The organism is Microbacterium hatanonis, from assembly GCF_008017415.1.
Lineage (GTDB): Bacteria > Actinomycetota > Actinomycetes > Actinomycetales > Microbacteriaceae > Microbacterium > Microbacterium hatanonis.
In genome coordinates this window covers 42331-62657 of the sequence record NZ_VRSV01000002.1, presented here as the reverse complement: position 1 = coordinate 62657, position 20327 = coordinate 42331, and the positions used below count along the sequence as shown (strand labels likewise).

Here is a 20327-nt window from a genome sequence, read left to right as displayed (position 1 = left end):
TTGAGTGCCCCCTCGATGACTGAAGCCGACGCGACCGACGTGAGGACAGTGCGATGCGTATCTTGATCTGCGAGGACTCCGTGCTTCTCCGTGAGGGCCTCGTCCGGCTGCTCGACGACTCCGGTCACGAGGTGATCGCGGCGCTCGCCGACGCCGATGGGCTCGACGAGACGGTCGCCCGGGATGTCCCCGACCTCTGCATCCTCGACGTGCGGCTCCCGCCTTCCTTCACCGACGAGGGCATCCGCGCCGCGGTGCGGCTGCGGGCCCAGCATCCGACCCTGCCCGTCGTGGTGCTCTCGCAGTACGTCGAGGAGCGCTACGCCAGCGACCTCATCGCCGGGGGAGGGGGCGCCTTCGGCTACCTGCTGAAAGATCGGGTCGCCGACGTCTCCGACTTCCTCGACACGCTCCGCCGCATCGCGGAGGGGGCGACGGTGCTCGACCCCGAGGTCGTCGCGCAGCTGCTCGGGCGCCGGAGCCGTGACGAACGGATGCAGCGGCTCACCGATCGCGAACGCGCGGTTCTCGCGCTCATCGCCGAGGGGCGCTCGAACCAGGCCATCGCCGGTGCGCTGTTCGTCTCCGAGGCGAGCGTGGAGAAGTACATCACCGCCATCTTCCAGAAACTCGGACTCGAGCAGGACGAGTCGGGCAACCGGCGAGTGCAGGCAGCGCTCGTCCATCTCGAGCACGGCGGCACCGCGCCGCAGACAGGAGCAGCACGATGAGCACCGAATCCGTCCCGCCGCAGGCCGCGCCGCAGCCCACGCCGCCGAGCGGTTCCGGTCACCGGACGGCACCGCGCGTCATCGCGCTGCTGACCGCCGCGCTCGGCGTCGCCGTGGTCGTCGGCACGGTCGCGACCGCGGCCGTCCCGACCGTCGCCGCCGCCGCAGCCCGCGACGAGGAACGCTCGGTCGCCGTCGGCGGGGTCTCGGCCGTCAAGATCGACGTCGACGCGGTCATGCTCACCGTCGTGTTCGACGATGTCTCCGAAGCGTCGCTCGACGTGCGCGAGTTCACCCGAGGATCGTGGACGTTCGAGCGCAACGGCTCCACGCTGCGGGTGGCGACGCCGCGCAACTCGGTTCTGTCGTGGTTCGGGGGAGGCAACGGGCGAGCGACGCTCACCCTCCCCGAGGAGCTCGCCGGCGTCGACACCGACGTGATGGTCGCGGGAGGATCGGTCGACGCGTCGGGAGATTTCGGAGACCTCGGTCTCACTCTCGCCGCCGGCCGGGTCGCGGTGCGCGGCACTGCGGAGACGCTCACCGCCGACGTCGACGCCGGACGCGGCGAGATCGACCTGTCGAACGTGTCGACGGCGGCTCTGTCGACGGAGGCGGGTGAGCTGATCGCTCGGCTGGGAGGAACCGCCCCCGACGCGGTGACCGCGTCGGTCAGCGCCGGGTCGATCGAACTGACCCTGCCCGACGAGGTCTACGACGTGACCACCGGTGTCTCCGCCGGTGGCGTCGACAACCGTCTGAGGACCCAGGCGGGCTCGCCGCGCACCGTGGACGTGCGGGTCGAGATGGGGAACGCTCTGCTGACCGCCGACTGACGCCGGTCTCAGCGGCCGGTGTCGAACAGATGCCGGCCGCCGTGGCCGAGCACCTTGACGACGACCCCGCGGGCGTGCAGGTCGGCGACCGCGCGGGTCTCCTGCTCGAGCGTCGCGCCGAGCGCGTGCACGTTGGCGACGACCAGCACGTCGCCCCGCGAGAGCGTGTCGAAGAAGCGGGTCAGCCGATCGGGCCATACCTCGAGCGTCTCGGGAGCGGGGTGTCGGAATCCCTCGATCGGCACCCCGAACCGCGTCAGATCGTCGCGCTGCTCGACCACGGAGGGCATGCCGGGGCGTGAGACCACGAGGCCGACGAGCCGGGATCCGGCAGGACGTGCGAGCCACCAGTCGCGGTCGCGCTGCAGCTCGGTGAAGCACTTCGGGCAGTCGGCCGCGATGTGGGGCAGGTGCAGGGGGCTCGTCAGTGCGTCGTCCGTCACCGGACCGTGCGACTGCGCAGCATCCGTCGTCTTCGTCATGACACCCTCCCCGCTCCCTCCATTGTGCGGGACGGCACCCCCGATCGCACCATCGAGGGAGCGGGCCGATGCTAGTCGGCGTCGTCGAGGCGGAGTTCGAGGCTGAGCTGGTCGGCGTCGAGCTCGGCCAGCGCGTGCCGAAGCGCCGCCGTCGCGTGTCGGCCGTCGTGCGAGAGCTCTGCCAGACGTGCGCGCATCACCTCGATGATCGCGAGCCGCAGTTCGAGTACCTCCTGCGTGCGGGCATCGACGTCTTCGTCGGGCGGCTGCGTCATGCGCGCCCCCACGACCCGCACGATGTTCTCCGGGAAGGGTTCGCCGTCGCGGCGTTGGAGCTTGCCGGCGGCGACCGCCTCGCCGGCGGCGGAGCGCAGCTCGGCGTTGAGCGCCTGCTGCTCCTCGCGCGTCGGCCCCTCGGCCTTGTCGTCGGTGAGCCCGAGCATGCGCACGAGGCCCGGCAGGGTGAGCCCCTGCAGCAGGAGGCTCAGGACCGCGACGAGGAACGCCACGAAGATGAGCAAAGGCCGCTCGACGGTGTCGCGGGGGAGGGTCTGTGCAGCCGCGAGCGTGACCACACCGCGCATGCCGGCCCAGACGATCACCGAACCGTGCCGCCAGTCGAGCGGGGTGTCGCGGTAGTAGTCGAGGTCGGCGACGAGGCGCCGCAGGCGCGAGCGCCCCATCTCGAGCCGACGTCGCGCGTGGGCCATGTCGAACCGTCGCGTCGGACGGTCGGGGCCGCGACCCGGGCCGCGGACGACGTCGGGCGGACCGGCGTCGAGTCTGGCTTCGAACTGGTCGAGCCCGTCGTCCATGGCCTCGACGCGTTGGCGGGTGCGCCCGTGAAGCCTCCGTCTGCGCCCCTGCAGCCAGATGAGCATTGCGACGTAAGCACTGCGCACGAGCAGCACGATGGCGAGAGCCGCGACGGCCAGCCACGCGCCCTGCCAGAGTCCCTGGTCGCGCTCGAGGTTGCGCTGCACGATCTCTTTGAGCTCGAGACCCATCACGAGGAAGACCGCGCCCTCGAGCAGCAGCTCGACCGTTCGCCAGTTGAGGCGGTCGGAGATGCGTTCGTCGGGGGTGAACCAGCGTGCCGCGCCCTGCCCGGTGACGATGCCGGCGACCACCGCCGCCACCAGCCCCGATCCGCCCAGGTGCTCCGACGGCAGGTAGGCGATGAACGGGATGGTGAAGCTGAGAGCGGTGTTCGCCGCGGAGTGGGCCACCCAGGCCCGCACCCGCAGGTTGAGCCAGCCGACGACCGCGCCGACGAGCACGGCCACGATCACGGCCTGGGCGAAGGCGAAGACGGTGTCGCCGAACGCGAAGCCGCCGGCGACCGCCGCGATCGCGGTGCGCAGCAGCACCAGAGCGGTGGCGTCGTTGAGCAGGCTCTCGCCCTCCAGCAGGGTCACGACCCGGGTCGAGATGCCCAGGCGTTTCGCGATCGAGGTGGCCACAGCATCCGTGGGGCTCAGGATGGCCCCGAGCGCGATCCCCAGAGCGATGCCCAGGCCCGGGATCAGCCAGGCGAAGAACAGGCCGAGCACGATCGAACTGACCACCACGAGCAGCACCGAGAGGCCCGCGATCGGGCCGAAGTCGCGGCGGAACTCGATCGCTGGCAGCTGCACCGCGGCCGAGTACAGCAGCGGTGGCAGCACGACGACGAGGATGAGCTCGGGATCGATCTCGAGCGCCGGCACGAACGGCAGCAGGCTGACGCCGAGGCCGAGCGCCATGAGGATCAGCGGGCCGGCGAGGTTGAAGCGCGGGCCGAACGCGGTCGCGAGGCAGATCACGACGACCGCGCCCACGAAGATGAGGAGGGGGTCGAGCACGACACGAGCATAGGACCCGCACGAGCGCGGCGTTGAGACGCCCGGACGGTGGAGGGCGCGGCGAGCCGGCGGCTAGGCGCCGAACGCCCGGGCGAGCGTCACGAGCAGCGCGGGCCAGCTGCGTCGAGCGCGGAAGCGGGCGAGGCCCGCGCTCACCGCGGTGCCGGTGCGCGCGGTCACGAACCACGGTGGCTTCGGCAGCACGGTGAAAACACCCTTGCGCTGGGCGAGCGCCCCGAGCGACCGCGGGAACGGCCGGAACGGGCCGCGCAGCACCGACCGCTCCACGCGATCGAGCAGCAACGCGTTGTGCACGACGCCGAGACCGCTGCCGACGTCGCGCAGCGAACCGCCCGGGAAGGCACCCCAGCTCAGCTGCGGCACGGTGAACGACACGCCCGTCCAGGCGTTGATGGCGATACCGCCGTACCGCAGCGACGCGATGGCGCGATCGAAGCCGGCCCCGAGCGACGCCTCGGTCGCGGGGTCGATGAGCACGTTGGCGCCGAGGGTGCCGGTGAGACGCTGGTTCGCGTGCGCGACGGCCGCGTCGACGAAGCGCTGCCCGGTTCCGGTGAGCGAGACCACACCGAGCACGGGGGCGAAGTACTCGGTGGTCTCGATGGCGGTCGGGTCGTCGGATGCGCCCAGCTCCACCAGCATCCGCGACCCGTCGCCCTCGCGCCGCGCGGTCGGGTAGTCGGATGCCGCGGAGCGGGCCTTCTCGTCGCTGCGCGGGTACCAGACCGGTCGTTCGGGGGCGGTGTCGTAGGCGGTGCGGAGCGCGTCGAGGAACGCCGCGCGCTGCGGCCAGTCGGAGCTGACGATGACGACTTGTCCGGCTATGCAGTTGTGACCGCTGTTCTGCAGGCGCATCGTGGCGATGTGCTCGGCCTGGAAGCGCAGGTCGGCGTCGCTCCACCGGCCCGGCACGACGATGACCGGGGCGACCCCGCCGAGCTCGGCGGTGATGGGCGTCGTCAGGTGCGGGTCGTCGACCTCGCGCCGACGGTCGGCCTCGTCGCCGGTGCCCCAGACGATCGCGTCGAATGTGGCCGCCGAGCCCGTGATGTGCACGTGCGAGAAGGCCGGATGCCGCGTGAGGTACGCGCCCACGTCGCCACCGCCGCGGACGATCCGCAGGAACCCCGGTTCGATGAGCGGGGCGAGCGCGCGCTCGAAGACGGGCACGAGGGCATCCTGCGTCGGATTGACCTTCAGCAGCGACACACGGTTGGCCGACAGCAGCTCGTACAGCACGTCGAGCACGGGGATCGATGTGACGTTGCCCGCGCCCAGCACCAGCCCGACCCCGCCCGATGCGCCGGGGTGGAGCTGCGCGAGCCCCGCAGCATCCCGAGCCTCGGTCGGCGACGTTCCCGGCTCGAGCCAGACGTCACCGCGGAAACCCGAGAGCAGCAGTCGGTCGATCGGTTGCGCGGGGAACACGCGTGCACGGAGCCGGCCGTCCGGGGCGGTGTCCAGGCGCACCCCGTCGAGGGGAGTGCGGCCCGCGGCGAGCTTCTCGAGCGTCTCCCGTGCGGTCTCGAGCGCACCGAGGGTGGCGTACGGGCCGGTGAGCCATTCCTCGCCGCGGAGCGGATGCTGCGGTCCGAGCTGCTTCGACGTCGCGGCGACGTCGGCCCACTCGGTCGCGACCGCGCCGACGGTCTCGTGCAGGCGGTCGAGCAGTCGGGCGCGTTGCGCGATCGTCAGCACCGTCCACAGCCGGGCACCCGTCTCGAGGGCGGCGATGTCGGCGTCGATCCGATCGGCGTCGGGGACGGTCACCTCTGTCGATTCCGTCATCGCGCGCTCCGGGCCTCTCGGGCGGGGTGTCTCAGATGAGTGCGAGCTCGCGGAGCTTGGCCTCGACGTCGGCGTTCGACGGCTCGACATGGTGCGACGAGTCGGGGTAGACCACGACGGGGATCTGCGTGCGGCCCGAGATCTCGCGGGCGATGTCGGCCGCGGCCGGGTCGGCCTCGAGGTCGACGTACTCGTAAGAGATGCCGAGCTCGTCGAGCTGCTTCTTCGTGCGGCGGCAGTCGATGCACCACTGGGCGCCGAACATCTTCACGGGAGTATCCGAAGTCATCGCACCAGGCTACGCCGGGTTGGACGCCCGTCGGGCGGCGCGACCGGCCTCAGCCGAGGAACGCGCTCGGGTCGAACTCGTCGATCGGGATGACGCGGATCCGCGGCAGCGGGGCGTCGAACACTCGGGCGTCGTACTCGAGGTCGAACTTCTCCAGGCCCGGGATGGAGGCGAAACCGGCGTTGCGGAACTCCGAGAACGCGGCGATGCCCACCCGCCGGGGCGAGCCGATGAGATCGGACAGGTCGTGGAGGAAGTCGCCGTCGTGGCTCACCAGCATCACGTCGGCGTCGCGGTCGCGCATCGCCCGGAGCGTGCGCTGGATCGCGATGTCGACGATCTTCTCGTCGGGTCCGCCCGAGAGCGGCACGACGACGTAGTCCATCGCCTTCAACGCCTGCACGAACGGCATCGGGATCCCGGCGGAGGCGTTCAGGAAGAACACGCCCTGCGCGGGCTGCGCCCAGACGCGCTCCGAGAACGTGACGAGGCGGTCCCACCGGGGGCGCTCGTCGGGCTGCGGCCGCCGGCCCAGGATCGAGGCGCCCAGGGTGGCGTCGATGTTCTCCCCGTCCACGAGCACCCAGGTCGTCCGCGAATCCGTATCCGGCACTGCGTCCCCTTTCGTGGGAGTTCCAGCCGCATCCTATGCGCGTCGCTCCCGTGCCGGCGATTCCCGCGGGCCTTCGGTCGGGGCGCGGGCTATTCGGGCGGCGGCGACCGCGTGCGGGCCGATCGCCCGCGTCACGGCGTGGTGTCAGAGGGCGAGCTCGTCGGCCAGCGGGGTCTGCGACTCCTCGACCTTCGCGCCGCGCTGCTTGCGGGGTGCGTAGACCACGAGCGCGTGGAAGAGGAACCGCACGATAAACGCGGCGATGAGCGTGAGGGCGGCGGCCAGAACGCTCGGGATGTGCGTCCGTTCGACGAGCACCCACAGCACGGGGATACGGATGATCGCCTCGATGCCGTTGAACGTGAACGACTTGAGGAAGCGGTGCCGCATGAGCCCCGAATCCTCGCGCATGTCGGCGAAGACGAGGTACTCGAGCAGCAGGAAGTTGCCGACGATCGTCACGATGCTCGCGAAGATCGACGCCCAGATGTACTCCATGCCGAAGCCGATCAGGGCCCACATGATGCCGAGGTTCGCCAGCGCGCCGACGCCGCCGACGAGAGCGAAGGCCGACATGCGGCCGAAGCGCAGCATCGTCAGCTGCGTGAGGAAGCGGATGCCCTGCGTGAACGACGCCTTCGACTCGCCCGCGTAGCGCTCGGCGAAGTCGAACGGCACCTCGGCGACGCGCATCTGCTTGCGCGCGAGGATCTCGAGGAGGATCTTGAATCCGCGCGGGCGCAGCGACTCGACGTCGATGGCCGGGCGGTTCACGAGGAAGAAGCCGGTCATCGGGTCGGAGCAGCCGTGCAGCTTGCGGGGGAACATCGCCTTCGTCAGCAGCGTCGACGCGCGGGAGACCCCGGTGCGCACCGCGTTGGCGAGTCCGTCGGACGTGCCGCCGGCGGTGTACCGCGAGGCGACGACGACGTCGGCGTCACCGCGCTGGGCGCGGGCGAGCATGTCGGGGATGACCTCCGGCGGATGCTGCAGATCGCCGTCCATGACGAGGCACCAGTCCGATGCCGACGCCTGGATGCCCTCGACCACGGCGCCGCCGAGGCCGCCGGTGGGGTGCTCCCGGTGGATGAGGCGAACCGGGGTGTCGGTCTTCGCCGCGGCCTCACGGATGATGTCGGGGGTGCTGTCGGTCGAATCGTCGACGAACACCACCTCGAACGCGGTGCCGGTCAGAGCTGCGTCGAGGCGTCGGAGAAGCTCCCGAACGTTCGGCCCCTCGTTGAAGGTGGGGACGATGACGGACACATCCATGAAGGACTCTCGATCTGCTGGTGCCAAGGACGGTTCAGCCTAACGGGGGTTCCTGAGACGCGGCTATGGGCGCCCACAGGTTGGAAAGGGGCGTGATTCCGCGGGTGCCGACGATCAGCCGATGAGACCGGCCAGATCGTCGACGGTCATTCCGTAGTTGATCCGGATGCACGGCAGGGCGAGTTTGTCGGTGCCGATCCGCACATACCCCTGCTCGATCGTGCGGCCCATCTCGAATCCGGCCTGGGCGACACCCTGCTTCGTGGTGTCGTTGTAGTGCCCGAACGGGTAGGCGACGACCTCCCTCGCCCCCAGGATCTGGGCCGACTGCTCGAGGTCGGCGGCGATCTGGTCGGCGGTCCAGTTGACCATCCGGCCCTTGCCGTTCTCGCCGGCCTCGTGCATGTCCTGGGTGTGCGAGCGCTGTAGCACGTAGGGGTTGGGCGTGCCTTCGGTGCGCCACTTCGTGATGACGAACGATGTCGTCATTACCTTGTACTTCTCCACCACGGGCGCGGCGAGCTCGAGCCACGTCTGGTGGGCGTCGTCGTCGGTCACGATCACAGAGTGCTCGGGAAGGAACAGCGCGCCGTCGATGAACGCGCTCAATTCGTCCCAGGTCGGAAGGTAGAACCCCGATGAGGCGATGTAGGCCATCTGCGCGTCGAAGTCGCCGATGTAGGCGTAGTTCAGCTTGAGCGAGTTGTTCTCGCCCTCGGGGTTCGCCGTGAACTGGTGGTACATGAGGATCGGGATGCCCGCGTCTTCCGCGGCGTTCACGTCGGGGGTCGTCCACGCGCCGTGCAGCGTGACCTGCCGGTCGACGCACGACACCGCGTCGGAGCCGTTCACCCGCGCCGCCGCGGTGAGGGCCGCAGCATCCGCGTCGCTCGCGTACCACCCCGCGAAGACCTTGCCCTCCGCGCGCGGGATCGGGAGCCCGGAGTAGAGCGCCCCCTGGGTCTGCAGCACCGGGTCTTGTGCGATCGCGTCACCGGTGAACTGCACCGCGCACGCCTGCGGGTCGGTCGTGGACGCGAGGAGCGTCTGGGCGGGGGTGAGAGGAGTCTCCTCGGGGATCGGAGTGGCCGGCTCGGATGCTGCGGGCTCCGCCTGCGCCGTCGGGCCCGACCCCGCGGACTGAGCGAGCGCCATGGCGGTGAAGACCCCGCCGGCCGCGAGCACGATCACCGCGGCGAGCGACCCGAAGACCCACAACCGGCGTGCCCGGTAGACGGCGCGTCTCGCGCGCACCCGTTCACCGCGTGACGACGTCATCGTTTCCCCCACTTCCCGCCCGGCGATCATAACCGCGCGAATCCGCCGAACGCGGCAGACGTGCGGAGGTGGTGTCCCCTAGCATGACCCCGACGGCGCCGTCGGCGTCGAGGGGAGGTCGGCGGATGTCGAACGACGTCGCGGCAACGGCACGGAGCTCGGCGCGCACGACGGCTGCGCGGGTGTGGTTCGGCGTGATCGCGGTCGTGGTCGCCATCGCGCTGACGATCCAGCTGACACTCATCTTCACCGGCGGACAGGACGTCAACTCCGGCACGTCGACCGCCGGTGAGAGCCTCGCCACGAGACTCGTGCGCCTGTTCAGCTTCTTCACCATCCAGAGCAACATCTTCGTGCTGGGCACCTCGCTCGCCCTCGCCCTGAACATCCGGCGCGACGGACGAGTCTGGAGGGTGCTGCGGCTCGATGCCCTCCTCGGCATCATCATCACGGGACTCGTCTACGAGACGGTTCTCGCACGGCTGGTGCACCCCGAGGGGTGGGCGCTCGCCGCGACCATCGGCTTCCACTACATCGCGCCGTGGGCGACGCTCATCGGGTGGCTGCTGTTCGGCCCTCGCCCGCGCATCGGCTGGCGTGCGTGCGCCCTCGCCTTCATCTGGCCCGTCCTGTGGCTCGTATACACGTTCGTCCACGGCGCCGTCACCGGCTGGTACCCCTACCCCTTCCTCGACGTCGCCACGATCGGCTTCGCCGACTCCGTGCGCAACTCCCTGTTCGTGCTCCTGATCGGGGTGGTGATCGCGGTCGTTCTGACGCTCCTCGACCGGTTCCTGCCGGCGCTCGTGCAGGACCCGCGTCGGCGAGCCCGCGGCACGGCGTCATGACCGACCTCGCGCTGGCCGTCGACATCGGCGGCACGAAGCTCGAGGCCGCGCTGGTCACGACCGACGGCCGTCTGGTCGACGGGAGCCGCCACCGCGGGCCCACCGGGCGCGAGCGGTCGGTCGCCGACCTCGACGCCGCGGTGACGAAGGTGGTGCGAGCCGCGCTCTCGAGCGTTCCCGACGGTGCCCGTCTGGTCGGTGCGGGAGTGGGGTCCGCCGGCCCGGTCTCACTCGACGACGGGGCGATATCGCCTCTCAACCTCCCGTTGTGGCGTGGTCATCCGATCGCCCGCCAGGTGTCGGAGCTGTCGGGACTCCCGACCACCCTGCGGCTCGACGGGCAGTGCTTCGCGCTCGCAGAGGCATGGGTGGGATCGCTCGCGGGCTGCGAGAACGCGATCGCCATCGTGGTGTCGACGGGTGTGGGGAGCGGTCTGATCGTCGACGGGCGCCTGGTCTCGGGGCGCACGGGCAACGCCGGTCACGTGGGGCAGATGCTGCTGCGCGACGTCGTCGACGGTGAAGAGCCCGTCGAGGCCACCGTCGAGCGCATCTGCTCGGGCCCGGGCACCGTGGCCTGGGCGCGTGCCCGGGGGTGGTCGGGAACGACGGGGGAAGAGATCGTCGCCGACGCCCTCCGCGGCAACGACCTCGCGCTCGGTGCCCTGCGTCGCTCGACCCGCGGGATGGCTCAGGCGATCGTCTCGGTCGCCGCGCTGCTCGACATCGAGGCCGTGAGCCTCGCCGGCGGTCTCGCGCTCGGCTATCCCGGATACGTCGACGACGTCGCCGCCGATCTCGACCGTTTCAGCGTGCTGCCGCATACCCGCGCCGTCGAGGTGCGTCGTTCGTCGCTCGGGGCGGACGCCCCGCTCATCGGTGCCGGCGGCCTCGTCTTCCGCCTCTGACGCTCCCGCCGCCGACGGCGCATCGAGACGCGCGTATCGGCTCGGACACCGCGCCAGGCGGCGCGTCTCGGCCGATGCGCGTGTCTCAGGCTCCGAGCACGGCCCAGCCGTGCGGTGCGAGCTCGACCCGGTCGCCCGCGATCGTCGCCGCCCCGGCCAGCACCGACGTCGCCCCGGCCGCCGGGAGCGACACCGGCTCGTCGGCCAGGTTCAGCACGGTGACCAGCGCATCGGTACCGGTGGCCGTCCGCAGCGACACCGAGGTGTTCTCCACCTGCACGACGTCGGTCTGCGCGGTGCGCAGCCACGGGTGCCGACGGCGCAGGGCGATCAGCTCCTGGTGCACCGCGAGCATGGCGGCCGCATAGGCCCCCGCGCCCGGCAGGGTCGCCGGATCCGCGGGAGGCGCAGGGGGCAACTCCGGCCGCACGGCGTCGTCGCCCCCGAGCCGCTCCTCCTTCACCGCGCGCAGTCCGTACTCGTCGCCGGCGTAGACCATCGGTGTTCCCGCGAGGATCATCAGCAGCGCGACGGCGTGCGGGACGTGCCGGGCGTCGCCGACGGCCGAGGCGATGCGGGTCACGTCGTGGTTGCCGATGAACGTCGTGGGCACGAAGGTCTCGAGCAGCGCGTTGTTGCGTTCGATCGCGTGCGTCGTCTCGAAGAGGTTCGCGTCGGCGAGGCCGTGCCAGATCCCCTGCCAGAGCTCGTACTGCGTGAGCGAGTCCATCGTCGACTCCGCCACGATCGCGGCCGCGTCGCCGTGGATGACCTCGCCGGTGATCCAGACGTCCGGATGCTGCGCGCGCACCCGAGGCAGCACGCGCGCCCAGAACGCGGGGTCGACCGCGTAGGCGGCGTCGAGGCGCCACCCGTCGGCGCCGCGATCGAGCCAGTGCGTCATGACGTCGACGACGAGCTGCTCGACGGCGGGCGAGGAATGATCGAGCGCGACGAGCGCGTCGTGTCCTTCGAAGACCTCCGCCGCCACGGGGGCACCGGGCTGCCACCCGTTCCAGTCCACGCGGAACAGATCGGCCGTCGCCGCATCCGGTCCGTTCTCCTCCAGCGCACGGAAGGCGGGGTGCGCCCGCCCGACGTGGTTGAAGACTCCGTCGAGCAGCACCCGCACGCCCTTCTCGTGAGCGGTGGCGACGAGCCTGTCGAAATCGGCGTCGTCGCCGAGCCGAGGATCGATGCGGAAGTGGTCCGTCGTGTCGTAGCCGTGCGTGGTGGAGGCGAACACCGGACCGAGGGCGAGACCGTTCAGTCCCAGCTCCACGACGTGGTCGAGCCACCCGCCGACACGGTCGAGGCGGTGGTGCACAGCATCCGTCGCCCCCTCCTCGGGACGTATGGGGGCTCCGACGAAGCCGAGCGGATAGACGTGCCACCACATCGCATGGTCGACCCAGAGTGCCATCAGGCCAGTCAACACGGTGGTCACCGCCGGCCGCGCAGGGTTGCGCCGTCGATCCGCGCGACCTATCGGGTCGTGTCGACAGGGTCAACCTCCACCTGTCAGGGCCGCGCGCGCGGATACGATCGGGACCACCTGAATGCTGTGCTGTGCTGCCTGGGAAGGACCCTCCGTGGACGAACCCATCGAGCGCGACTCGACACCCGTCGAGGACGAAGACATCGTCGAGCGTGATACGACCGAGATCAGTTACGACGAACAGCGCTACCCGGCAAGACCCCGCCGGCTCCGCCCCCGTGATCAGATGCGCGGTGGAACGCTGCGGCGCTTCGCGACCGACCCGCGCACCGCGAACGGTACGAACCCCGCCTACATCGAGTGGCTCGTGCGGCAGTCGATGCTGAAGGACGCCGACGTGCTCGGACGACAGCTGTCGGGCCAACCCTCGATGTGGCGCAACCCCTACGCCCGCCCCGACGCCCGCCGGGCGATCGAGACGAGCGACGTGTGGTTCACCGCCTACCCTCTGTCGCTGATCACGCGTCCGGGCGAGTCGTTCCTGCACGCCCTCGGCGACGAGGCCCTCTGGGAGGCCTTCGAGCAGGTCGGGATCACCGGCATCCACACCGGTCCCGTCAAGCGCGCCGGCGGTATCACCGGCTGGCAGGAGACCCCGAGCGTCGACGGGCACTTCGACCGGATCAGCACGCAGATCGACCCCGAGTTCGGCGACGAGGCCTCGTTCCGACGCCTCGCCGACGTGGCCGACAGCCACGGCGGCAGCGTCATCGACGACATCGTGCCGGGGCACACCGGCAAGGGGGCCGACTTCCGTCTCGCCGAGATGGCGTACAAGGACTACCCCGGGATTTACCACATGGTCGAGATCCCGCCGGAGGACTGGGGCCTGCTCCCCGTCATCCCCGACGGGCGCGACTCGGTCAACCTCGACCGCGATCAGGAGCGCGAGCTCAGCGAGCGCGGGTACATCATCGGCGAGCTGCAGCGCGTCATCTTCTACACCGTCGGTGTGAAGGAGACGAACTGGAGTGCCACCGCGGCCGTCACCGGCGTCGACGGGGTCGAGCGCCGCTGGGTCTACCTCCACTACTTCAAGGAGGGGCAGCCGTCGATCAACTGGCTCGACCCCACCTTCTCGGGCATGAAGCTCGTGATCGGCGACGCGCTGCACTCGCTCGGCGATCTGGGCACGAGCGCACTGCGGCTCGACGCGAACGGCTTCCTCGGTGTGGAGAAGAGCACCGAGGGGCTCCCCGCGTGGTCGGAGGGGCACCCGCTCTCGCACGCGGCGAACCACATCATCGCGAGCATGGTGCGAAAGGTCGGCGGGTTCACCTTCCAGGAGCTGAACCTCACGATCGAAGACATCCGCGACACCGGAGCCGTCGGCGCCGACCTGTCGTACGACTTCGTCACCCGCCCCGGCTACCACCACGCTCTCGCGACCGGCAACACCGAGTTCCTGCGTCTCGCTCTGAACACCGCGCTCGAGATCGGCGTCGAGCCCGCCCAGCTCGTACACGGTCTGCAGAACCACGACGAGCTGACCTACGAGCTGGTGCACTGGGCGACCACGCACCGCGACGACGTCTACACCTACCGCCACCGCGAGGTGACCGGGCTCGAGCTCGCCGAAGAGGTGCGCGCCGACCTCACCGACAGCCTCACGATCGAGGCCGACTACAACCTGGTGTTCACGCAGAACGGCATCGCGTGCACGACGGCGTCGCTCATCGCCGCCACCCAGGGCAAGGCGCGACTCGACGACATCACCGACGACGACATGCCCGCCATCCGCGACGCGCACCTGCTGCTGGCGAAGTACAACGCCTGGCAGCCCGGAGTCTTCGCGCTGTCGGGGTGGGACCTCACCGGCACGCTGACCCTTCCCTCCGAGCAGGTGGGCTCGCTCATCGCGACCGGTGACACCCGATGGATCGAGCGCGGCGCGCACGACCTGCTCGACGTCGCCCCCGAGGCGACGAGGTCGCTCGCCGGGATGCCGCGCGCCCGGTCGCTGTACGGATCGCTGCCCTCGCAGCTGAGCAACCCGGAGTCGTTCGCGGTCGGGCTGCGCGACGTGCTCTCGACCCGACGTGCGCACGACATCGCGATCGCGTCGCAGATCGACGTCCCCCAGGTCGCCCATCAGAGCATGCTGGTGCTCGTGCACCGGCTCGACGGCGGCGACAAGCGGCGAGACGACGCCCCGCTGCAGATCACGGTGCTGAACTTCTCGGGAGAGACGATCGAGGGCACCGTGCGCTCGAAGAGCCTCACCCCGCGCAGCGGCGTGATCGACGCCGAGAGCGGCGAGACGCTCGCACGCGTCGACGACCTGCAGAGCTTCCCGATCGAACTGCCGCCCTACGGGGGGCTGTTCCTGCTGTTGGGCGAGCCGGAGCCCGAACCCGAACCCCGGCCGATGACTCGCGCGATCCCGATCATCTCGGGGTCGTAGGCGAGAACGAAGAGAGGGCGGCCCCGGGTGGACGGGGTCGCCCTCTCTTCGTGCGGTGCGTCAGCCCTGGGCGAGCTTCGCCACGTCGTCCCATTCCTCCCACGTCTTCAGACGCGAGGAGTAGTCGGCCTTGGCGATGTCGATCGGGGAGGCGCCGAAGAACACGCGCAGCGGAGGCTCGGCAGCATCCACGATCCGGAGCACGGCGGCCGCGGATGCTGCGGGGTCGCCCGGTCCGCTGCCGGCGCGCTCGCTGCGAGCCTTCTCGCTCGCCTCACGCAGCTCGTCGTACGCCGGGTTCTGGTCGGAGTGGTGGGCGCTGGGCCCTGCCCAGTCGGTGGAGAACCCGCCCGGCTCGATGAGGGTGATGTGGATGCCGAAACCGGCGACCTCCTGTGCGAGCGCCTGCGAGATGCCCTCGAGCGCCCACTTCGACGCATGGTAGGCGCCGACGTTCGGGAACGCCGAGATGCCGCCGATCGAGGAGACCTGCAGGATGTGGCCGTGGCCCTGCTCGCGCATGATCGGCAGTGCCGCCTGGGTGACCCAGACCGCGCCGAAGAGATTCGTCTCCATCTGGTCGCGGAGCTCCTGCTCGCCGACCTCCTCGACCATGCCGAAGTGGCCGTAGCCCGCGTTGTTGATGACGATGTCGAGCGAGCCGAACGTGTCGTGCGCCTTCTGCACCGCCGCGAAGTCGGCGTCGCGGTCGGTCACGTCGAGCGAGAGGGGGAGGATCGCCTCGCCGTACTTCTCGACGAGATCGTCGAGCGTAGAGGTGTCGCGGGCGGTGGCCGCGACGCGGTCGCCGCGGTCGAGGGCGGCGATGGCCCATTCGCGTCCGAATCCGCGGGAGGTGCCGGTGATGAACCAGGTCTTCTGTGTCATGGGAGCTATGACACCCCCGCGACCTCGCTTATTCCGACGCCCTCCGTCAGGTGCCACGAATCGGGGAATCTCCGGCATCGGAGACCCCGGATCGCGGCACCTGACGAGGGGCTGATGCGTCAGTGGGCCGAGTAGCCGCCGTCGACGAGGTGGTAGCTGCCCGAGATGAACGACGCCGCGTCGCTGAGGAGGAAGAGCGTGAGCGCGGCGACCTCCTTGTCGGTGCCGAGGCGGCGCGAGGCATGCTCGCCCTCGAGAGCCGTGAGGGCATCGGCCGAGAGGCTGGAGCGCACCAGCGGGGTGTCGATGAAGCCCGGTCCGACGGCGTTCGTGCGCACGCCCTGTGCGGTGTACTCGAGAGCCGCGACCTTCGTGAGGCCGATGAGTGCGTGCTTGCTGGTGACGTAGGCCGCGTTCTGGGCGATGCCGACCGAGCCGAGCACCGAGGCCATGTTGACGACCGCGCCGCCACCGGCGGCGACGATCGCGGGGAGCTGGAACTTCAGGCCGTAGAAGACGCCGTCGAGGTCGACCGCGCGCACGCGGTCCCACGCGGCGATGTCGTAGTCGCCGATCGTCTGCGGGGGAGCGCCGATGCCCGCGTTGTTGACCGCGAGGTGCAGGGCGCCGTAGGTCTTCGTCGCGAAGGCGACGGCGGCCTCGGAGTCCTCCCATTTCGCGGTGTTCTGCGTGAAGGGCGACGCCGTGCCGCCCGCGGCGGTGATCTCGTCGACGACCGACTGCGCGGCATCCAGGTTGATGTCGGTCACGACGACCGACGCGCCCTCCGCCGCGAGTTCGCGCGAGATCTCCGCACCGATGCCGCTGCCGCCGCCGGTGACGATCGCTACTTTGCCGTCGAAACGAGCCATGAGACTACTTCCCTTCACTGCCACGGGGAGCGGATCTCACACCCCGCGCTTTTCATGCGTGTGTATAGAAGTAAACAGCTCGGGGTGCGCGGAATTCCATGACGGCGGATGATCTGTTGACTCAGCGCGGGGTCGAGCGAAGGTACGTCTCAAACGACATCGGCGCGGTGCCGGTGACGGCTTCGATGTCGCCGCTGACGTCCGCCATGACGTCGCTCGCGATGGCGGTGTAGGTGGAGACCCAGGCGTCGACCTGCCAGTCGGGGGCGCCGTACTTCTCGCGCGATCGATACGCCTCCTCGGCGGATTCGTCGTGGAACGAGATCTTGCGGCCGCGCACGCGGGCGATGGTCGCGGCGACCTCGCTCAGCGTGAGCGCCTCGGGCCCGGTGAGGTCGTACGTGCGCCCGACGTGCGCGGCGGGGTTCAGCAGCACCGCTGTCGCCGTGCGGGCGATGTCGGCGCGGGCGACGATCGACGCCCGCCCGTCGCCCGCGGGGCCGCGGATGACGCCGTCGTCGCCCACCATCGCTTCCATGAAGTCGATGTAGAAGCCGTCGCGCAGGAACGTCCAGTCGACGCCGGAGGCCTTGATGTGCTCCTCGGTGGCGTAGTGGTCTCGGGCCAGGGTGAACGTCGCATCCGGGGCGGCTGCGGCGAACGAGGTGTAGACGATGTGCCGGACGCCGGATGCGGCGGCCGAGTCGACGAACGCCCGGTGCTGCGCGAGGCGGTCTTCGCTCTCGGAGGCCGAGACCATGAACAGCACGTCGACGCCCCCGAGCGCCTCGACCGGGCCGGTGCCGTCGGAGTAGCTCGACCGGTGCACGGTGCTGTTCGGCAGCTGCGGTGCCTTGGTCGGCGTGCGCACGAGCAGCCGCTGGGCGACATCGCGATCGGCGAGGTCGCGGGCGACCAGGCCGCCGAGCACGCCCGTGGATCCGGTGACGGCGATCGGCCCGCTCATGCGCGGGTCCAGGTCTGGTGCGTGACGCCCGAGGGAGACGAGACGGCCTCCACCGCGAACCGGCTCTCGATCCCCTCGAGGCCGTGCCAGAGGTTCTCCCCGCGACCGAGCACGATCGGCACCACGGCGAGGTGCATCCGGTCGACGAGATCGGCCTGCAGGAACTGGCGGACGGTGTTCACGCCTCCGCCGATGCGCACGTCGAGTCCTCCGGCCAGTTCGCGCGCGACGGCGAGGGCCTCGGCGGGGGCGGCGTCGACGAAGTGGAAGGTCGTGCCGCCCTCGAGCTCGAGCACCGGGCGGGGGTGGTGGGTGAGCACGACGACCGGGGTGTGGAACGGGGGATCCTCGCCCCACCAGCCGATCCATTCCTCGTCGGTCCACGGCCCGCGCTGGGGCCCGAACTTGTTGCGGCCCATGATCTCTGCCCCGATGCCCGTGCCCCAGTTGCTGGCGAAGGCCTCGTCTATGCCGAATGACCCGGCGTCGCCGCCCTGCATCGCCTGGAACGTGCGGGTGCCGAAGAACCACGGCTGCATGAGCCGCGCCTGCGCGTGGCCGAACGGGGTCTCGAGGCTCTGACCCTCGCCGGTGCCGTACCCGTCGATCGAGACGGCGAAGTTGTGAACGCGAACCTGCGACATGGGCACTCCCGAGAGAACGGATGCTGTCTGCAACCGTTTCGGAGCGTAGCCGCCCCCGCGTGGGCGTGCCAGGTTCCACATGCCGACCACTGAAGCCGCGGGGCATAAGTTCGACGGAGAGGTCGGCGCACACGAGGAGGAACCTGATGCGGGCTGTGGTCTTCGAGAGATTCGGCGAGATGCCGCGGGTGGCCGACGTCGCGATCCCCGAGCCGTCGCCCGGCGGAGTCGTCGTGCGGGTCGAGACGACCGGGCTCTGCCGCAGCGACGTGAGCGCGTGGCTCGGCCACGACTCGGGCGTGGCGGTGCCGCATGTGCCCGGGCACGAGTTGTCGGGGACCATCCATGCCGTCGGCGATCGGGTGGCGCGCTTCGCGGTCGGCGATCGCGTCACGGTGCCGTTCGTGTCGTCCTGCGGGTCGTGTCCGCAGTGCCGTGCCGGCCAGGGGCAGGTGTGTCCGAACCAGACGCAGCCGGGCTTCACCCACTGGGGCTCCTTCGCGGAGTACGTCGCCCTGCACGACGCCGACGCCAATCTGATCGCCCTGCCCGACGAGATAGACGGCGGCGTCGCGGCGCTTCTGGGGTGCCGCTTCGCGACCGCCTTCCGGGCCCTGGTGCATCAGGGTGAGTTGGCCGCCGGCGAGACGGTCGTGGTGATCGGATGCGGCGGGGTCGGTCTCAGCGCGATCATGATCGCCCGGGCGCTCGGGGCGACCGTCGTGGCCGTCGACATCAGCGCCGCCGCCCTCGGCCGGGCTCGCGAGCTCGGGGCGGAGGTCGTGATCGATTCGTCGGGACTGGCGCCCGAAGCGATCGCCGCCCGCGTGCGCGACGCCGTCGACGGCGCGGTCGATGTGTCGGTCGATGCGCTCGGGCGGGAGGAGGCGGTGATCGCCGCCGTGCTCTCGCTGGGCCTGCAGGGGCGGCACGTGCAGGTGGGTCTGCTCGAGGAAGACCCACGGATCCCCATGTCTGCGGTGATCGCGGGCGAGCTCACCCTGCGCGGATCGCACGGGATGGCAGCATCCGCCTATCCCGAGCTGATCGAGATGGTCGTCTCGGGCGCCCTGCGGCCGGGGGATCTCATCACGCGTCGCATTGGCTTGGACGAGGTGCCGGAGGCGATTGCCGAGATGGCCGAGGGCCGCGCCCCCAGCGGGATCACCGTCATCGATGTGGGCTCGCCGGAACGACCCGCGGTCGAATCCGGCTGATCGCCCAGACGACGGCGCCCGCTCCGATGGTGGCGGCGATCAGGCCGGCGACGTGCGCCGCCAGTGAGGGGAGTCCGCGTTCGGGCAGCAGGAACCCGTAGGGCACCCACCCGTCGGTGACCCCGCGGATGAGGACGACGGTGAGCCAGACGGCCGGGTAGGGGAGGAGTGTCCACAGCATCCGCCACGGCAGTCGCGGTCGATCGCCGACGAGTATCCAGTCCAGCAGCACCAGGACGGGGAACACCCCGTGGAGCAGGGAGCTCACCCACGCCGGCGCCGAGCCCGTGCCGGGGACGAGCACGTTGTAGACCACGGCGACGACGATCAGGTAGGCCGTCACGACGGCGCGCGCGGTCGCGAGCCAGGAGGAGACGGGCCGGCCGGTGATCAGACGAGCGCCGACGGCTCCGAGGACGATCGCCGCGAGCAGGCTCGTCTGATTCGTGAAGTACCCGAAGAAGTCGAACGGGTTCGAATCGCCGACTCCGATGCGCAGGGCGTAGGCGTAGGTGAGCACCAGTACGACAACTGCGGCGATCCCCACCCGCATCGCCCCGATCGAGCGGACGCCGACGTGGAGGGGCGGGCGGTGCGTCACGAGCGCCAGCCTAGGTGCGGGCCTTCGGGGGGTGCGTGTCCGGTCAGGCTTCGATCGCCTCGTTGGCGGGGGCGTTCCGTGTTTCATAGGGTGGCCGGTATGGATATCGCATCGATGATCATGGGCGGCTCGATCGCGTCCATCGCCTGGATCGCGTGCTACCCGTGGGCGAAGCTCCGCCGCCTGCGTGAGCTCGAGGCCGCCGAGGACTGACGCCGTCGCTTCGGCTGAGGCCCGACCGTCTTGTCCCGAGGTTCTGCCTGCCTCGGCCGCATTTGGTTCCGCACGGGAGTCCGCTCTGACCAGGGCAAAGCAAAACCCCCGCC

Annotated in this window: 19 protein-coding genes; 6 read left to right on the top strand and 13 right to left on the bottom strand. The window is 70.4% G+C overall.

Annotated features, from left to right (window positions below; translation table 11 throughout):
- Positions 1-53: 53 nt before the first annotated feature.
- Together FVP77_RS10565 and FVP77_RS10560 are read left to right on the top strand one after the other, a co-directional pair.
- Positions 54-731, top strand: a complete 678-nt coding sequence (locus FVP77_RS10565; protein ID WP_147894593.1) for a response regulator transcription factor — start codon at positions 54-56, stop codon at positions 729-731.
- Positions 728-1567, top strand: coding sequence for a hypothetical protein (locus tag FVP77_RS10560; protein ID WP_147894592.1), 840 nt, complete (start codon positions 728-730; stop codon positions 1565-1567). Before FVP77_RS10565 ends, FVP77_RS10560 begins: the two co-directional genes overlap by 4 nt.
- A gap of 8 nt (positions 1568-1575) precedes the next feature.
- Here FVP77_RS10560 and FVP77_RS10555 read toward each other — a convergent pair whose 3' ends face one another.
- From FVP77_RS10555 to FVP77_RS10525, 7 genes are all read right to left on the bottom strand, one after another.
- Positions 1576-2049: a dehydrogenase gene (locus FVP77_RS10555; RefSeq protein WP_147894591.1), complete on the bottom strand. Its 474-nt coding sequence runs from the start codon at positions 2047-2049 to the stop codon at positions 1576-1578.
- 71 nt (positions 2050-2120) lie between these two features.
- Positions 2121-3893, bottom strand: coding sequence for a cation:proton antiporter (locus tag FVP77_RS10550; RefSeq protein WP_147894590.1), 1773 nt, complete (start codon positions 3891-3893; stop codon positions 2121-2123).
- A 72-nt stretch (positions 3894-3965) separates the two neighbouring features.
- Positions 3966-5702 carry an aldehyde dehydrogenase family protein gene (locus tag FVP77_RS10545; protein WP_147894589.1) on the bottom strand — a complete coding sequence of 579 codons (1737 nt, stop codon included), beginning with the start codon at positions 5700-5702 and terminating at the stop codon, positions 3966-3968.
- Positions 5703-5733: 31 nt separating this feature from the next.
- Positions 5734-5991, bottom strand: a complete 258-nt coding sequence (locus FVP77_RS10540; RefSeq protein ID WP_147894588.1) for a glutaredoxin family protein — start codon at positions 5989-5991, stop codon at positions 5734-5736.
- A 49-nt stretch (positions 5992-6040) separates the two neighbouring features.
- Positions 6041-6604: an NYN domain-containing protein gene (locus tag FVP77_RS10535; RefSeq protein WP_147894587.1), complete on the bottom strand. Its 564-nt coding sequence runs from the start codon at positions 6602-6604 to the stop codon at positions 6041-6043.
- Between the two features lie 144 nt (positions 6605-6748).
- The gene (locus tag FVP77_RS10530; RefSeq protein ID WP_147894586.1) at positions 6749-7876 is read right to left on the bottom strand and encodes a glycosyltransferase; all 1128 of its coding nucleotides are present in this window, start codon (positions 7874-7876) and stop codon (positions 6749-6751) included.
- A 114-nt stretch (positions 7877-7990) separates the two neighbouring features.
- Complete coding sequence (locus tag FVP77_RS10525) at positions 7991-9154, bottom strand: polysaccharide deacetylase family protein (RefSeq protein WP_147894585.1); 1164 nt, start codon at positions 9152-9154, stop codon at positions 7991-7993.
- A 125-nt stretch (positions 9155-9279) separates the two neighbouring features.
- On the opposite strand from FVP77_RS10525, the gene FVP77_RS10520 reads away from it, so the two are divergent.
- Positions 9280-10002 (top strand): Pr6Pr family membrane protein, encoded by a 723-nt coding sequence (locus tag FVP77_RS10520; protein ID WP_147894584.1) that lies wholly within the window; start codon positions 9280-9282, stop codon positions 10000-10002.
- Positions 9999-10910: an ROK family protein gene (locus tag FVP77_RS10515; RefSeq protein ID WP_147894583.1), complete on the top strand. Its 912-nt coding sequence runs from the start codon at positions 9999-10001 to the stop codon at positions 10908-10910. The genes FVP77_RS10520 and FVP77_RS10515 overlap by 4 nt, the downstream gene beginning before the upstream one ends.
- A gap of 85 nt (positions 10911-10995) precedes the next feature.
- On the opposite strand, the gene FVP77_RS10510 is transcribed toward FVP77_RS10515, so the two are convergent.
- Positions 10996-12333 (bottom strand): alpha-amylase family glycosyl hydrolase, encoded by a 1338-nt coding sequence (locus FVP77_RS10510; protein ID WP_187266903.1) that lies wholly within the window; start codon positions 12331-12333, stop codon positions 10996-10998.
- A gap of 169 nt (positions 12334-12502) precedes the next feature.
- Between FVP77_RS10510 and treS the strand changes: the two genes are divergently transcribed.
- Positions 12503-14812 (top strand): maltose alpha-D-glucosyltransferase, encoded by a 2310-nt coding sequence (gene treS / locus FVP77_RS10505; protein WP_425463135.1) that lies wholly within the window; start codon positions 12503-12505, stop codon positions 14810-14812.
- Between the two features lie 60 nt (positions 14813-14872).
- Here treS and FVP77_RS10500 read toward each other — a convergent pair whose 3' ends face one another.
- The 4 genes from FVP77_RS10500 to FVP77_RS10485 form a co-directional block, all read right to left on the bottom strand.
- Positions 14873-15700, bottom strand: coding sequence for an SDR family oxidoreductase (locus FVP77_RS10500; protein WP_147894581.1), 828 nt, complete (start codon positions 15698-15700; stop codon positions 14873-14875).
- 119 nt (positions 15701-15819) lie between these two features.
- On the bottom strand, positions 15820-16572 hold the full coding sequence (locus tag FVP77_RS10495; protein WP_147894580.1) for an SDR family NAD(P)-dependent oxidoreductase: 753 nt from the start codon (positions 16570-16572) through the stop codon (positions 15820-15822).
- A 121-nt stretch (positions 16573-16693) separates the two neighbouring features.
- Complete coding sequence (locus FVP77_RS10490) at positions 16694-17539, bottom strand: SDR family oxidoreductase (RefSeq protein ID WP_147894579.1); 846 nt, start codon at positions 17537-17539, stop codon at positions 16694-16696.
- A complete protein-coding gene (locus FVP77_RS10485) occupies positions 17536-18183 on the bottom strand; it encodes a dihydrofolate reductase family protein (protein ID WP_147894578.1) in 648 nt (215 codons plus the stop codon). Before FVP77_RS10485 ends, FVP77_RS10490 begins: the two co-directional genes overlap by 4 nt.
- A gap of 146 nt (positions 18184-18329) precedes the next feature.
- Here FVP77_RS10485 and FVP77_RS10480 point away from each other — a divergent pair, with 146 nt between their 5' ends.
- Positions 18330-19400 (top strand): alcohol dehydrogenase catalytic domain-containing protein, encoded by a 1071-nt coding sequence (locus tag FVP77_RS10480; protein ID WP_147894577.1) that lies wholly within the window; start codon positions 18330-18332, stop codon positions 19398-19400.
- Here FVP77_RS10480 and FVP77_RS10475 read toward each other — a convergent pair.
- Positions 19354-20001, bottom strand: coding sequence for a Pr6Pr family membrane protein (locus FVP77_RS10475; RefSeq protein ID WP_147894576.1), 648 nt, complete (start codon positions 19999-20001; stop codon positions 19354-19356). The two genes, FVP77_RS10480 and FVP77_RS10475, sit on opposite strands and share 47 nt — an antisense overlap.
- Positions 20002-20327 lie beyond the last annotated feature (326 nt).

Bases quoted from the DNA above. Each gene is read 5' to 3' on its own strand.
- FVP77_RS10495 (WP_147894580.1), bottom strand. From the start codon at position 16,572: ATGGCTCGTTTCGACGGCAAAGTAGCGATCGTCACCGGCGGCGGCAGC.
- FVP77_RS10500 (WP_147894581.1), bottom strand. From the start codon at position 15,700: ATGACACAGAAGACCTGGTTCATCACCGGCACCTCCCGCGGATTCGGA.
- FVP77_RS10555 (WP_147894591.1), bottom strand. From the start codon at position 2,049: ATGACGAAGACGACGGATGCTGCGCAGTCGCACGGTCCGGTGACGGAC.
- FVP77_RS10525 (WP_147894585.1), bottom strand. From the start codon at position 9,154: ATGACGTCGTCACGCGGTGAACGGGTGCGCGCGAGACGCGCCGTCTAC.
- FVP77_RS10565 (WP_147894593.1), top strand. From the start codon at position 54: ATGCGTATCTTGATCTGCGAGGACTCCGTGCTTCTCCGTGAGGGCCTC.
- FVP77_RS10480 (WP_147894577.1), top strand. From the start codon at position 18,330: ATGCGGGCTGTGGTCTTCGAGAGATTCGGCGAGATGCCGCGGGTGGCC.
- FVP77_RS10520 (WP_147894584.1), top strand. From the start codon at position 9,280: ATGTCGAACGACGTCGCGGCAACGGCACGGAGCTCGGCGCGCACGACG.
- FVP77_RS10485 (WP_147894578.1), bottom strand. From the start codon at position 18,183: ATGTCGCAGGTTCGCGTTCACAACTTCGCCGTCTCGATCGACGGGTAC.
- FVP77_RS10540 (WP_147894588.1), bottom strand. From the start codon at position 5,991: ATGACTTCGGATACTCCCGTGAAGATGTTCGGCGCCCAGTGGTGCATC.
- FVP77_RS10530 (WP_147894586.1), bottom strand. From the start codon at position 7,876: ATGGATGTGTCCGTCATCGTCCCCACCTTCAACGAGGGGCCGAACGTT.
- FVP77_RS10545 (WP_147894589.1), bottom strand. From the start codon at position 5,702: ATGACGGAATCGACAGAGGTGACCGTCCCCGACGCCGATCGGATCGAC.
- FVP77_RS10560 (WP_147894592.1), top strand. From the start codon at position 728: ATGAGCACCGAATCCGTCCCGCCGCAGGCCGCGCCGCAGCCCACGCCG.
- FVP77_RS10515 (WP_147894583.1), top strand. From the start codon at position 9,999: ATGACCGACCTCGCGCTGGCCGTCGACATCGGCGGCACGAAGCTCGAG.
- FVP77_RS10510 (WP_187266903.1), bottom strand. From the start codon at position 12,333: ATGGCACTCTGGGTCGACCATGCGATGTGGTGGCACGTCTATCCGCTC.
- FVP77_RS10490 (WP_147894579.1), bottom strand. From the start codon at position 17,539: ATGAGCGGGCCGATCGCCGTCACCGGATCCACGGGCGTGCTCGGCGGC.